This is a genomic window from Pseudoalteromonas phenolica, assembly GCF_005876835.1.
GTDB lineage: Bacteria > Pseudomonadota > Gammaproteobacteria > Enterobacterales > Alteromonadaceae > Pseudoalteromonas > Pseudoalteromonas phenolica_B.
Window position 1 is genome coordinate 42633 of sequence record NZ_PPSW01000002.1, and the last position, 13074, is coordinate 55706.

General features: G+C 42.3%; 11 protein-coding genes. 9 read left to right on the forward strand and 2 right to left on the reverse strand.

Annotation, left to right across the window (positions count from 1 at the left end; all coding sequences use genetic code 11):
• Positions 1-19: 19 nt before the first annotated feature.
• The gene (locus C1E24_RS01140; RefSeq protein ID WP_138477968.1) at positions 20-1774 is read left to right on the forward strand and encodes a response regulator receiver domain; all 1755 of its coding nucleotides are present in this window, start codon (positions 20-22) and stop codon (positions 1772-1774) included.
• Between the two features lie 79 nt (positions 1775-1853).
• On the opposite strand, the gene C1E24_RS01145 is transcribed toward C1E24_RS01140, so the two are convergent.
• Positions 1854-2729: a YicC/YloC family endoribonuclease gene (locus tag C1E24_RS01145; RefSeq protein WP_138477970.1), complete on the reverse strand. Its 876-nt coding sequence runs from the start codon at positions 2727-2729 to the stop codon at positions 1854-1856.
• Between the two features lie 202 nt (positions 2730-2931).
• Here C1E24_RS01145 and rph point away from each other — a divergent pair, with 202 nt between their 5' ends.
• From rph to trmB, 7 genes are all read left to right on the forward strand, one after another.
• Positions 2932-3645 (forward strand): ribonuclease PH, encoded by a 714-nt coding sequence (gene rph, locus C1E24_RS01150; protein WP_058031002.1) that lies wholly within the window; start codon positions 2932-2934, stop codon positions 3643-3645.
• A 21-nt stretch (positions 3646-3666) separates the two neighbouring features.
• Positions 3667-4308, forward strand: coding sequence for an orotate phosphoribosyltransferase (gene pyrE / locus C1E24_RS01155; protein ID WP_138477972.1), 642 nt, complete (start codon positions 3667-3669; stop codon positions 4306-4308).
• A 440-nt stretch (positions 4309-4748) separates the two neighbouring features.
• Positions 4749-6116 (forward strand): UDP-N-acetylmuramate:L-alanyl-gamma-D-glutamyl-meso-diaminopimelate ligase, encoded by a 1368-nt coding sequence (gene mpl / locus C1E24_RS01160; RefSeq protein ID WP_138477974.1) that lies wholly within the window; start codon positions 4749-4751, stop codon positions 6114-6116.
• A gap of 30 nt (positions 6117-6146) precedes the next feature.
• Positions 6147-6770: a flavin prenyltransferase UbiX gene (locus C1E24_RS01165; protein WP_130255467.1), complete on the forward strand. Its 624-nt coding sequence runs from the start codon at positions 6147-6149 to the stop codon at positions 6768-6770.
• 1 nt (position 6771) lies between these two features.
• Positions 6772-7692 (forward strand): ABC transporter ATP-binding protein, encoded by a 921-nt coding sequence (locus C1E24_RS01170; protein ID WP_138477975.1) that lies wholly within the window; start codon positions 6772-6774, stop codon positions 7690-7692.
• Entirely contained in the window at positions 7689-8462 is a 774-nt protein-coding gene (locus C1E24_RS01175; RefSeq protein WP_138477977.1) for an ABC transporter permease, read from the forward strand. The genes C1E24_RS01170 and C1E24_RS01175 overlap by 4 nt, the downstream gene beginning before the upstream one ends.
• Positions 8462-9133 carry a tRNA (guanine(46)-N(7))-methyltransferase TrmB gene (gene trmB, locus C1E24_RS01180; protein ID WP_138477979.1) on the forward strand — a complete coding sequence of 224 codons (672 nt, stop codon included), beginning with the start codon at positions 8462-8464 and terminating at the stop codon, positions 9131-9133. The genes C1E24_RS01175 and trmB overlap by 1 nt, the downstream gene beginning before the upstream one ends.
• A 69-nt stretch (positions 9134-9202) precedes the next feature.
• Here the strand turns inward: trmB and C1E24_RS01185 are convergent, their stop codons facing one another.
• Positions 9203-11080, reverse strand: a complete 1878-nt coding sequence (locus C1E24_RS01185) for an EAL domain-containing protein (RefSeq protein ID WP_138477981.1) — start codon at positions 11078-11080, stop codon at positions 9203-9205.
• Positions 11081-11338: 258 nt separating this feature from the next.
• Here C1E24_RS01185 and panP point away from each other — a divergent pair, with 258 nt between their 5' ends.
• Positions 11339-12964 carry a pyridoxal-dependent aspartate 1-decarboxylase PanP gene (gene panP / locus C1E24_RS01190; protein ID WP_138477983.1) on the forward strand — a complete coding sequence of 542 codons (1626 nt, stop codon included), beginning with the start codon at positions 11339-11341 and terminating at the stop codon, positions 12962-12964.
• Positions 12965-13074 lie beyond the last annotated feature (110 nt).

A 13074-nucleotide genomic window follows, 5' to 3' on the forward strand; every position in this document is an offset into this window, starting at 1 on the left:
TTATAGGGAAATGTATAAGATGTCTCAAACCGAATTTTTTAAACAATCGCAAAAAATTACAAGTCGCTTTTTACAAACAGTAGTTGCCGTTGATGATAACCTGAAATTTTCCAATAGAGCTACAGCATCTACAGATGAAGAATTAAAAGTACCTGAAGAGGGATTATTTGGTGATTTTGGAGGTGCTGAAAATAAGCCAAGCAGGCCTTTGTCACATGAACTTCATTACCAAGAACTTTCACATGAATTTGCAGAATTAGGTATTGTTTGTGGCGGTTTTAAGCCTGTAATTGATGATACTAATGCATCATTAGATGCAGTTGTAACTAGCTCTAAAAATGCAGACATAACAATTTTAGATTGGCAAATGAAGAGTACAGGAGATGACGGAGATTTTGCTGTAAAAACGATAGAGTGTTTAGCTGAAAGTGATATCTCTGAGTTTGGTAGGACACGGTTAATTTGTATATATACAGCAGAAGCAAAGGAAAAAGTTGAACAAGTTTTAATTAATAGATTAGAAAACCTTAACCCCAGACAAAAAGATAAAAGCATATATTTCGAAGCTCCTTATTTAAGTCACTGGAAAGTTGAGGTAGTAAGTAAAGTAGTCAGAGAGAAGCAACTTTGTGATGAGCTTATTAAGTCATTTACTGAATTAACTGCAGGACTTTTATCAAATGCAGCCTTAGCTTCTATAGCCTCTATAAGAGATAATACCCATAACTTGCTTCATCGATTTAATAATTCGCTAGATTCGGCTTATCTTTCTCACGTTCTAGGACTAATATCCTCGCCGAAGATGAGAGAACAAGCCCATGACGTGGCTTTTGACTATGCAGTTGATTTGATCTCAGAAGAACTTAAATCAGAATTACAAATAAACGACTTTGTAAAGAAAAGTTTATCATCAAAAGCCCTTCAGAGTTGGCCGAGTTTCGTAGCAGAAGATGAAGATGAAAGCTGTTTTGTCATCGAGCTTGGCAGCAAAGAGACGTATAACCTTAATGCGAAGAATTTAGAAAGCTTACTAATTGGTAACAATTTATCAAAAACATTAGAAGAAATCGGTGTCGCCCAAGGAAAAAGAATAATTCAGACAACTAATAAGATAAAAAGAAAACTAGCTAAAGAAAGTGACGAGGGTAATATTGATCCAATTTTGAATGAAAGCAATGCATTAACAGTTAAAGAAAAAATGGAGAAGCCAGCAAGGCGATTCGAAGATTCAGCTATTCAGCTTTCGTTCAAAGAGCAATCAGAAAAGCCGAGTTTAGATTTATGTGCTATTGAAAGTACAAGACGTTGTATATCTTCGCAACCGGTCAAGCCACCATCACTAAAACAAGGCACAGTCATTAAAAGCTTATCGGACAATGCTTATTATGTTTGTGTTCAGCCAGTTTGTGATAGTGTGAGACTTAGGTGCAGTACTAGCTTTACATTTTTAAAAGTCAGAGAAGCAGATGGAAATAATAATCTCACTCATGTTTTGAGAAGTGATCTAGATAGCCACCTAAAATTAAGCATTTCTTGTAAGGCTACCACAATAAGGACATTTAACTTTATGCCAGATAGCAACACAAAAACAGTGATAGGCTCATCTGAAAATGGTAAACATGTATATAAAGAAGATTCATCGGAAGAGGGGTTTGAGTGGTGTGGTGAGTTGAAACAACCCGTAGCTCAATCTATTGTCAATTCGTTAGCAGCCCAGTTGTCAAGAGTAGGCCTTGATACATTTGAATGGCTTAGACATAGGCAGATGAATTAAGCCTTACATTAAGTAAAAAAAAGCCCAGCAATGCTGGGTTTTTTGTTAATTTGGGTACAGGTTTGACTGAGTCAATATATTATTCAATATTCTGAATTTGCTCGCGCATTTGCTCAATTAACACTTTAAGTTCAACCGCTGCATTGGTGATCTCAGTATTGATTGATTTTGACGCTAGGGTGTTTGATTCACGGTTGAACTCTTGCATCATAAAGTCTAAGCGACGGCCACAAGCGCCACCTTTCTTTAGGATTTTGTTTGTTTCTTTCACGTGAGACTTTAAACGGTCTAGCTCTTCAGCGACGTCTTGTTTTTGCGCAAGGTAAATAAGTTCTTGCTCAAGGCGGCCTTCGTCGATGTCTGTTTTAAGTTCATCTAAACGGCTGGTTAGTTTGTCGCGCTGCCATTTAGCCACTTCTGGCATATGACCTTCAACAATCGCTACTTGCTCGATGATGGCATCAAGACGTGTCGTGATCATGGCTTCAAGATTTTCACCTTCACTTGCGCGCGCGGCTTTGAAATCTTCAACCAGTAAATCAAAACCAGCAAGCAGCTCGCTGTTTACTGTGTCTAAATCGATTTCTTCGGCTTCCATCACGCCCGGCCAACGTAAAATATCAACTGGGTTAATGGTGCTTACTGCTTGGTCGCCATTGCTTTGCGACTGAACCCATTGGGCACTTTTAATTAACTGTTGTGCCAGAGTCTCGTTGATAGACAATTCGCCAACATGGGCTGGGTTGGCTGCAAACTTTAAGAATACTTCAACCTTGCCGCGTTGTAGGTGCTTGCGAAGGCGTTCGCGTATTACCGGCTCCATACCGCGAAATTGTTCAGGTGCTCGGATAAAGGTTTCTAGGTAACGCTGATTAACTGAGCGGATTTCCCAAACCCCTGTGCCCCATTCACCTTTAACTTCTCGGCGTGCGTAGGCGGTCATACTGTGGATCATGTAAAGATTCCTAAAATCATAAAATTAAAACCGATGGCATTATAGCCACAGGGCTGGTCAGTTTGAAGTGCAATTTCTGCCCAGTCACAAAATCATCATTTTTGTTGAGAGTAAGTTATAGCTCGAATTAACACAAATGTCCGTGGCAAGATAGCGCATGACCCTTTATAATATTGAAAATTTTGAATATAGGGGAACGTGGATGCGTCCAAGTGAAAGAACAGCAAATCAAATTAGGCCTGTGACCTTTACCCGTAACTATACTATGCACGCCGAAGGCTCAGTGCTGGTTGAGTTCGGAAACACAAAAGTACTTTGTACAGCAACGGTTGAAGCCGGTGTACCTCGCTTTATGAAAGGCCAAGGTAAAGGTTGGATCACAGCTGAATACGGTATGTTGCCACGTTCTACTCATACGCGTAATAACCGCGAAGCTGCGAAAGGCAAGCAAGGCGGCCGCACAATGGAAATTCAACGCTTAATCGCGCGCGCGCTTCGTGCTGCGGTTGATTTAAAAGCGCTTGGCGAAAACACCATTACAATCGATTGTGATGTGCTTCAGGCTGACGGTGGTACGCGTACGGCGTCTATCAGCGGTGCATGTGTGGCATTGGTTGATGCGCTGACTAACATGCGTGCAAAAGGCATGATCAACAATAACCCGCTGAAGTTTATGATTGCAGCAATTTCTGTGGGTGTTTACAAAGGCCAAGCGATTTCTGACCTTGAATACCTAGAAGATTCAGAAGCTGAAACTGACATGAATGTGATCATGACAGAAACAGGCAAGCTGATTGAAGTACAAGGCACTGCAGAGGGCGAACCGTTCTCATTTGAAGAATTAGATGAGCTGTTAGGTTTAGCGAAGCATTCAATTCGCGAAATCATCGATATTCAAAAACAAGCATTGGCATAATTTAAGTAGGGTTAAGTTGACATGAAAGCATATCAAAAAGAGTTTATTGAATTTGCTCTAGAGAAGCAGGTATTAAAGTTTGGTGAGTTCACTTTAAAATCTGGCCGTACTAGCCCTTATTTCTTTAACGCGGGTCTGTTTAACACTGGCCGTGACTTGGCGCGCTTAGGTCGTTTTTATGCAGCAGCACTTGAAGATGCAGGCATTGAATACGACTTACTATTTGGCCCTGCGTACAAAGGTATTCCAATTGCAACAACGACAGCAGTTGCACTGGCTGATCACTACAACAAAGACGTACCGTATTGCTTTAACCGTAAAGAAGCAAAAACCCACGGTGAAGGCGGTAGCTTAGTAGGTTCTCCACTTGAAGGTCGTATCATGTTAGTTGATGACGTGATCACAGCGGGTACTGCAATTCGTGAATCAATGGAAATCATTGCTGCGGCAGGTGCTGATCTTTCAGGTGTTTTAATTGCCCTAGACCGTCAGGAAAAAGGTAAAGCCGAATTATCTGCAATTCAAGAAGTTGAACGTGACTTTGGTACACAAGTGGTATCAATCGTGAAACTTGCTGACCTAATTACTTACCTAGAAGAGCAAGGCTCAATGGGCGAGCATTTAGAAGCAGTTAAGGCCTACCGCGACCAGTACGGCGTTTAAATATCCGTCATATTTTGCTACTTACGGGTGTTGGCTGCATATATAAAACCCAATCACATAGTAAAACTATGCTCATGATTTTTATATATTTGCCGCCTACGTACGTAACAAAATCTATAGGATATTGATGGCGGTTATCTTTCGCTGCGTACATGCGTTGGCTGCTCTCATTGCGGCCAATAACATAGTAAAACTATGCTCATGGCACTCATTCGATTGCCGCCTTCGTACACAGCGAAATCTATAGGGGTTACTCGTTACTTTTACTAAGTACGAGTGTTGGCTTCATACATGCACAATCCCTAGCTGCAAAAGTAGGTACAAATATAAGATAGAAGATGCCAGTCTAAGACTGGCATTTTTTTTATTCATTTTGCCCACATTAAGTTTAAATAAAGTAATATGGCAAACCATATATTCTTCACCCAAGGTCTTGGTTTATGAGCAACAACAATAATAAACACATTCATATTTTAGGTATTTGCGGCACATTTATGGGCGGCATTGCAGCCATTGCTCAGTCTTTGGGTTATAAAGTGACAGGCTCAGACCAAAACGTTTATCCGCCCATGAGCACTCAGCTTGAAGAATTGGGTATTGAGCTCACTCAAGGTTACGATCCTAAACAGCTAGACCCTGCGCCAGATATGGTGGTGATTGGTAATGCCATGAGCCGTGGTAATGCATGCGTTGAGTATGTGTTAGAGAAAGGCTTAAATTACACTTCAGGCCCTGAGTGGCTGAAAAATCATTTACTGCGTGACAGTTGGGTGCTAGCAGTGGCGGGCACGCATGGTAAAACCACGACGGCGAGTATGTTGGCTTGGGTGTTAGAATACGCAGGTTTGCGCCCTGGTTTTTTAATTGGTGGCATAGTGCAAAACTTTGGGGTGTCGGCACGGGTCAGTGATACGCCGTTTTTTGTGATTGAAGCAGACGAATACGACACGGCCTTTTTTGATAAGCGCAGTAAGTTTGTACATTACCTGCCACGTACGCTGATCATGAACAATCTAGAGTTTGATCATGCGGATATCTTTGCGGATCTCAACGCCATTCAAACACAGTTCCATCATCTTATTCGTACTTTACCCGGTAAAGGCAAAGCCATTTATCCGGCGGGTGATGCGCCTATACAAGAGGTGGTTGAGCGCGGTTTCTGGAGTGAACAAGAAACGTTAAAAGGCGATTGGGATTATCAATTACTCTCAGCTGACGGCTCGCAGTTTGAAGTGCTTTTACACGGTGAAGTACAAGGAGTTGTGACGTGGGACGCAATTGGTGAGCACAATGTGAAAAATGCCATGATGACCATTGCTGCAGCACGTCATGTGGGCATTCCAGTTGAGGTGTCGATTGATGCCTTAGCTGAGTTTATATCACCAAAACGCCGCATGGAGTTGATCGGTGAAGTAGCAGGTATTCGTATTTACGACGACTTTGCACATCACCCAACTGCAATTAAAACCACTTTGGCAGGCTTAAAAGCCAAAGTAGGCGGTGATGAGGTCGTTGCTATTTTAGAGCCTCGTTCTAACACCATGAAAATGGGCGTACACAAACAAACCTTGTTGGCGTCACTTGAACAGGCTGATAAAGCGTATTTATTCGAACCTGAAGGGTTAGATTGGTCGCTGAAGGCCCAAGCCCAAGAAGCAGGGCGAGAGTGCGATAGCACGATTGAGTCTATTATTGAGAAGGTGTGTGCAAACGCACAGGCAGGCCAGCATATTCTTATCATGAGTAATGGTGGTTTTGCGGGTATCCATCAAAAATTATTGGCAGCGTTGCAGGCTAAATTTAGCTAGGTTGCCAACGTCGAGCTTAAAGGTTTAAAAATGAAACAGTATAAAGAGGCCATTACACTGGCTTTTAGTGGCGCATCGGGCGCACCCTATGGTCTTCGTCTACTCGAAGTGCTGGTGGCAATGAACTACCAAGTTTATGTGCTTATTTCGAGCGCTGCGCGTGTGGTGCTTGATACCGAGTCAAATATAAAGTTGTCTGGCAATGAGCAAAAATGCACTGAGCAGTTAAGTGAATTAGTAAAAGCTGGGCCTGAGCAAGTAAAAGTATTTGGTAAAGACAACTGGTTTAGTCCGGTGGCTTCTGGTTCAGCGGCACCGAAAAAAATGGTGGTTTGCCCATGTAGTGCAGGTTCTGTATCGGCGATTGCGGTAGGCGCATCAGATAACCTATTAGAACGTGCGGCTGATGTAGTGATTAAAGAGCGTGGGCAACTGATTTTAGTGCCACGCGAAACGCCATTTAGCTCAATTCACTTAGAAAATATGCACAAGCTGAGTCAGATGGGCGTGACCATTATGCCTGCTGCACCGGGTTTTTATCATAAACCTGAATCGATCGACGACCTTGTCGACTTTATGGTGGCGCGAATTTTAGACCATCTCAATATCGAACATACACTCACTAAACGTTGGGGTTATGGAGACCACAAATAACATGACCATCGCATTAAATATTCAAGGCTTACGCAAAGTCTATAAAAATGGCGTCGAGGCGGTAAAAGGCATCGACTTGCAAGTAGAGCAGGGCGATTTTTTTGCGCTGCTTGGCCCTAATGGTGCAGGTAAATCAACCACCATTGGCGTCATCTCATCATTGGTAAATAAAACCGCAGGCACAGTTGAAGTTTTTGGTCATTCAATTGATACAAAACTTGAAGACGCGAAACAAGAACTAGGTCTTGTGCCGCAAGAGTTTAACTTTTCTCAGTTCGAAACTCTGAACCAAATTTTAGTGAACCAAGCGGGTTACTATGGTGTGCCACGTAAGCTTGCCCATGAGCGTGCCGAGAAATATTTAAAAAAGCTGGGTCTGTTCGATAAGAAAGACAAGCAAGCGCGTACGCTTTCGGGTGGTATGAAACGTCGCTTGATGATTGCGCGCGCATTAATGCACGAACCTAAGTTGCTTATTTTAGATGAGCCAACCGCGGGTGTAGACATTGAACTACGTCGCTCAATGTGGGATTTCTTAAGGGAAATCAATGAACAAGGGGTAACTATTATTCTGACAACTCACTACCTTGAAGAGGCGGAGCTATTGTGTAAAAACATCGCCATCATCGACCAAGGTGCGATTGTTGAAAACACCACGATTAAAGCTTTACTTGCTAAGTTAGACAAAGAAACCTTTGTGCTCGACTTACAGTCACCTGTGAAGCCCGTCACCTTAGAGGGTTATGAGTTCGTCATGACTGATGACCACACATTAGAGGTTGAAGTGGCAAAATCTCAGGGGTTAAACGAGGTGTTTTCACAGTTATCAGCGCATGGTAATACTGTACTGAGTATGCGAAATAAAGCCAACCGATTAGAAGAATTGTTTGTAAGTTTACTAGAGCAGGGGCGTGAAGCATGAGTTTAAGTCGTTATTCAGTCGCGTTAAAAAGCATTTGGATCAAAGAGTGCATCCGCTTTTTACGTATTTGGGTGCAAACCTTAGTGCCACCTGCGATCACTATGACCTTATATTTTGTGATCTTCGGTAGTTTAATCGGCTCTCGTATTGGCGAAATGGGCGGTTTTAGCTATATGGAGTTTATTGTACCGGGTCTGATTATGATGTCGGTGATCACCAACTCCTATTCAAATGTGGCATCAAGCTTCTATTCAACTAAATTCCAAAAGAGCATTGAAGAGCTGTTAGTGGCGCCCGTGCCAAATTACATTATTGTGCTTGGTTACATGGGCGGCGGTATGGCTCGTGGCATGCTAGTAGGTTTAATCGTCACAATTGTGTCTTTGTTTTTCGTTGATATTCAAATTCATAATGTGTTTGTGATCATTGCCACTGTGGTACTGACATCGGCAGTATTCGCCTTAGGTGGTCTCATCAACGCTGTGTATGCAAACAGCTTTGACGACATCAGTATTATTCCAACGTTTGTCCTGACGCCACTGACATACTTAGGTGGTGTATTCTACTCTATCACGCTGTTGCCTGAGTTTTGGCAAGGTGTGTCGCAAGCAAATCCGATCATTTATATGGTGAATGCATTTAGATTTGGCTTTTTAGGTGTGTCTGATGTCAGCATTTACACCTCATTTGCGGTATTATTAGTGCTAATTACTGGTTTATTTATTACGGCACTGACATTAATTCGCCGTGGAATAGGGTTACGTCACTGATGAGTGAAGCAAATTCGAGAAGCATTGTTTCAAACCAACTTGGGCTACATGAAAAGCTCGATGAAATAGTACAAAAGCACCTAGTGGCAGAATTTAAAAAGCCCATTGCCGAACATACGCAAAAAGCGTTTGATGAGGTCAATGAAAAGGTTCAAGCTTTTAATGGGCCTTTGATTTTAGATTCATGCTGCGGGGTAGGTGAAAGCACTGCCAACTTAGCTAAGCTGCACCCTGATGCCTTGGTGATTGGTATCGATAAGTCGTCGCACCGCTTAGATAAACATGATGTGGAATATAAGCAAACTGAATCAGGGCACTATATTTTAGTTCAGGCTGATTTAAACGACTTTTGGCGCCTTGCGCTAGAAGCAGGTTGGCAGCCAACGCATCATTACTTGTTATACCCAAACCCTTGGCCTAAAGCTAAGCACATCGGCAGGCGTTGGCATGGTGCACCCGTCTTCCCATTTATTGTGAAACTAGGCGGTATTTTAGAAGTACGCTCTAATTGGGATATTTACGTTAAAGAATTTGCACGAGCACTTGAACTAGCAGGCCACTCAGTTGCGGTTGAAGCTTATGAGAGTGACTCGGCTATTACACCGTTCGAGCGTAAATACTGGGCAAGCGGGCAATCGAGTACGCGTTTGCAATTAGACTTAACGCACTAAAATATAGTTTGTCTTCAAACTCATCAAAAAAGGGCTATCTAGCCCTTTTTTACATTGAGGCCCAAAGGTCTATGCACTCGCCTGATATGTCGCATGCTCTTCGGGGCATTTGATATGTGGCGTAGCCTTGCCAATATAGCTCCCTTGTAAGTAAGTGACACCAGCAGCACAGAGAAGTTTGTGCTGTACTTCGGTTTCTACATTACCGACGATCAGGTGCATTTCTCTGTCTTTACATAAACGAACTAAATGCTCGATAAAAGACAGTACTTGTTCATCACTTTCTAGGTGCGTTGAAATAGCGTCATCGAGCTTGATAGCATCAATGCTGAGTTTCATCACTCTGCTAACAGTAAGCAAGCCACTGCTCACTGAGTTCACCAAAATTTTCACGCCTTTACTCTTTAATATATTGATGGCAACCGCCATGGCATTAAAGTTATCGAGTATGTCTTGTTCATCAAGTTCAAAGGTGATTAAGCTTGGTTGCGGGTACCGACGCAGTTCTTGAGAGATAAAGTCAATTAATTGTGGGTCAGAGGCATCTTGATAGCTCAGAGCAATTGACCAAGCAGTGCGCGATTTTCTAAATCGGGTCACACATTGAGAAAAGATATGTCGTGTGAGTTGCCCTTCCATGCGGGACTGTTTCACCACCTCAGAAAAAGCGTTGTCGGTAATGATACCGCCTTGCTCATCGAGTACACGGGCATTACATAAATACTGACATATATTGCCATGGTTCGGCGCGCAGCGCGGAGTAAAATAAACAACCACACGATTTTGAGAAAAGGCATCGTTAAGTGTTTTAGCCATCGCTAGGCGAGCATGCTGTAACTGCTTTGCTTCATGCTTATCAATGCTGTAAATACACACTAACTCTTTTTGCTGAACCGCTTGTCGACAAGCAACATAGGCGTTTTCTAACAGTAAAGACTTATTGCCTTCTGCTATGCCTGCATTAAGCTGAACATAAAGGTGAGGCCGATTTAATACGGGGGAGCTGGCTGGAAACTGTTGTACCAAATTACTTAAAAAGTGCTCGCCACGTTCGCTGTCACAAAATAACACTAACTTTGATGTTGCGAGTCGGTAAACATACACAGAGTTAGACTGAGTAGCAAAGTAACCCATTACTTTGTTCATGACCTGATCGCCCACATTCGCCCCGTAAAAACTGACGATATTTTCTAGTTCATGTATTTCTACAATGGCAAGACTTAAGTGCTCACTTTTGTGTTGTTTAATGTCATGCTCAAGGGCAATGCGATTACCAAAACCTGTACGTGGATCTGTGGTGAGTGATTTTCGATATAGGATAAAGTAAAAGCTAGCCACCAAAACTGCAATTAAAAAGAAAAAGCTACCACTGAGAATAGCACGCGTAACGCTGGCATTGAGCTGCGCTTGCACAGAATCCATAGTTATGTCAGCACCGACTAGGTAAGTTTTACCTGTATTGCTTATATATGGCACAAGAATTGTTTTAAATCGCCCCCATTGGTCTTCTGAAATCTCAAATACAGGCTCAGTAGAGCGAAAAGCACTTTTGTTTGTGACTGTTGCTTCAGGGTAAGGGTCTAAAAAGCGAGTAAGCATGTTAGCTTGAACATCTTCTTTGGTGTAGCTTGATGAAGTAAAAAGTACAAAAGGCTGCTCATATACCATGCTATAGACGTACTCGACATTGAGCGTATCAGCCAAAAGCGAAAGTTGTTTGCTTAAACGTTGGTATTGTTCAGGTTGAATTGCAGCTAAATCATCATGATATTGTTCGCCAATCAAAAGCTGTGCACTTTTAGCTGCATGTAGTAAGCGTTCATCAATATCACTAATAATGGCTGTACGTGTTGTTTCGTAGGTGTAATAAACGTAACCCACTAAGCAAGTTAGAAATATAAAGAAGCCTGCAAAGAGAATATTTGCTGGCGAGGTCCTTCTGATCATTGTTAGTCCTTATTCTAAAAAGCAAAAAAGCTTTGAAGAGTGATCATTATTTTTCCAAATATTAGGCAAATATCTGACTTAAGTCCACTTCAAGATTGCGTCTTTTACACTAGTATAGAAAGCGCGTTTAAGTTTTATAGGCGCAAAACGAGACTTTAATGAAAACTTAAAGTACAGTTAGCGGTTTAGTCATATAAGAATTATAAGGCCAATGAGGATATTTACGTCCATCGTTGGTTTGTTTAACTAGGTAGAAACATGGGTCCTAAGCGTTGTGCTGTAGCTTCTGATGAAACTTTAATGCGTATATTTACGGTGCCGGAAGCGCCAGATTCAACTTTAAGCAAGATTGAACTGGAAATCTCCAATAATTTGGTGGGCTTTTTAAACGAGAATATTGCTGCAATTGAAAAACCTTTGCACGAAGTGGAAAAAGATTTTCAGTCGGCTGCTATTCCAGAACAGCCTATGTTTGTATCTGACTATGCTCAAGATATTATGGAACAGCTGGTTGCGCATTCAGTGCATACGGCTTCCCCGAGCTTTATTGGGCATATGACATCAGCTTTGCCGCATTTTGTTTTACCCTTGTCAAAACTCATGGTGGGGTTAAATCAGAACCTAGTAAAAATCGAAACCTCGAAAGCATTTACACCATTAGAGCGTCAAGTGTTGGGTATGATGCACCACCTTGCTTATGGTGCGGATGAGTCTTTCTATAGCAAATGGATGCACAGTGCAAAAACGTCGTTAGGTGCGTTTTGTTCAGGTGGAACCGTTGCCAATATTACTGCACTTTGGATCGCCCGAAATCGCTTATTAAAACCACAAGGTGACTTTAAAGGCATTAATAGCCAAGGTCTGGTTGCAGCTATGATGCATTATGGCTACAAAGGCTTGGCGGTTTTAGTGTCTGAACGAGGTCACTACTCACTGGGTAAAGCCGCTGATGTTCTAGGTATTGGCCGCGACAATTTTATTGCCGTTAAGACCAGTGATAATAACAAAGTTGATGTTCAGGCCATGCGTGAGAAAGCGTTAGAGCTTGAAGCGCAAGGCATTAAGGTCATGGCATTAGTGGGGGTTGCTGGCACAACGGAGACAGGTAACATCGACCCATTATATGAGATGGCTGATCTAGCTCAAGAGCTAAACTGTCACTTCCATGTTGATGCAGCTTGGGGTGGCGCCACCTTATTGTCGAGCAATGCGCGTCCATTATTAGCAGGCATTGAGCGTGCGGATTCAATTACCATTGACGCGCACAAACAAATGTATGTGCCTATGGGCGCAGGTATGGTGCTGTTTAAAGATCCGCATGCCACAGATGCCATCGAACATCACGCTGAATATATTCTTCGTAAGGGCTCTAAAGATTTAGGGAGTCATACGCTAGAGGGAAGCCGTCCAGGCATGGCGATGCTGGTGCATGCCTGTTTACGTGTGATTGGTCGTAAAGGCTATGAAATGTTGATCGATAAGGGCATTGCGAAAGCAAAGTACTTTGCCGAGCTTATCAAACAAGATGAAGATTTTGAGTTGGTTTCAGAGCCTGAGCTATGTTTGTTAACTTACCGTTATGTACCTAAGGCAATTAAGCAGGCAATCGCCAATGCGAATGAAGACGAGAAAATCGACATTTATGCTGCATTAAACCGATTCACGGCAAGCATGCAAAAGCGTCAGCGTGAAGCTGGGCGCTCATTTGTCTCTCGTACACGCCTTACACCAGCACAATATGATAATCAGCCTACGGTTGTTTTCAGAGTGGTATTAGCCAACCCATTAACCTCTGAAGCTATGCTTAAAGAAATTCTAGACGAGCAAAAGCAATTAGCGCAAACAGATCCTATCTTTAAAAAGTACTTAGCTAAGTATATTTAACTTTATATAACGGAATACTACTTATAAATTAAAGCCAACTGAACAAGTTGGCTTTTTTTTGTGCTGTTCAAATAGTATGCTTAGTTTAAGCGATTTTTAACCTACTTCTA

What these genes read in the sequence shown, in the direction of transcription:
- C1E24_RS01140 (WP_138477968.1), top strand. Translation starts at nt 20, where the DNA reads ATGTCTCAAACCGAATTTTTTAAACAATCGCAAAAAATTACAAGTCGC.
- C1E24_RS01145 (WP_138477970.1), bottom strand. Translation starts at nt 2,729, where the DNA reads ATGATCCACAGTATGACCGCCTACGCACGCCGAGAAGTTAAAGGTGAA.
- rph (WP_058031002.1), top strand. Translation starts at nt 2,932, where the DNA reads ATGCGTCCAAGTGAAAGAACAGCAAATCAAATTAGGCCTGTGACCTTT.
- pyrE (WP_138477972.1), top strand. Translation starts at nt 3,667, where the DNA reads ATGAAAGCATATCAAAAAGAGTTTATTGAATTTGCTCTAGAGAAGCAG.
- mpl (WP_138477974.1), top strand. Translation starts at nt 4,749, where the DNA reads ATGAGCAACAACAATAATAAACACATTCATATTTTAGGTATTTGCGGC.
- C1E24_RS01165 (WP_130255467.1), top strand. Translation starts at nt 6,147, where the DNA reads ATGAAACAGTATAAAGAGGCCATTACACTGGCTTTTAGTGGCGCATCG.
- C1E24_RS01170 (WP_138477975.1), top strand. Translation starts at nt 6,772, where the DNA reads ATGACCATCGCATTAAATATTCAAGGCTTACGCAAAGTCTATAAAAAT.
- C1E24_RS01175 (WP_138477977.1), top strand. Translation starts at nt 7,689, where the DNA reads ATGAGTTTAAGTCGTTATTCAGTCGCGTTAAAAAGCATTTGGATCAAA.
- trmB (WP_138477979.1), top strand. Translation starts at nt 8,462, where the DNA reads ATGAGTGAAGCAAATTCGAGAAGCATTGTTTCAAACCAACTTGGGCTA.
- C1E24_RS01185 (WP_138477981.1), bottom strand. Translation starts at nt 11,080, where the DNA reads ATGATCAGAAGGACCTCGCCAGCAAATATTCTCTTTGCAGGCTTCTTT.
- panP (WP_138477983.1), top strand. Translation starts at nt 11,339, where the DNA reads ATGGGTCCTAAGCGTTGTGCTGTAGCTTCTGATGAAACTTTAATGCGT.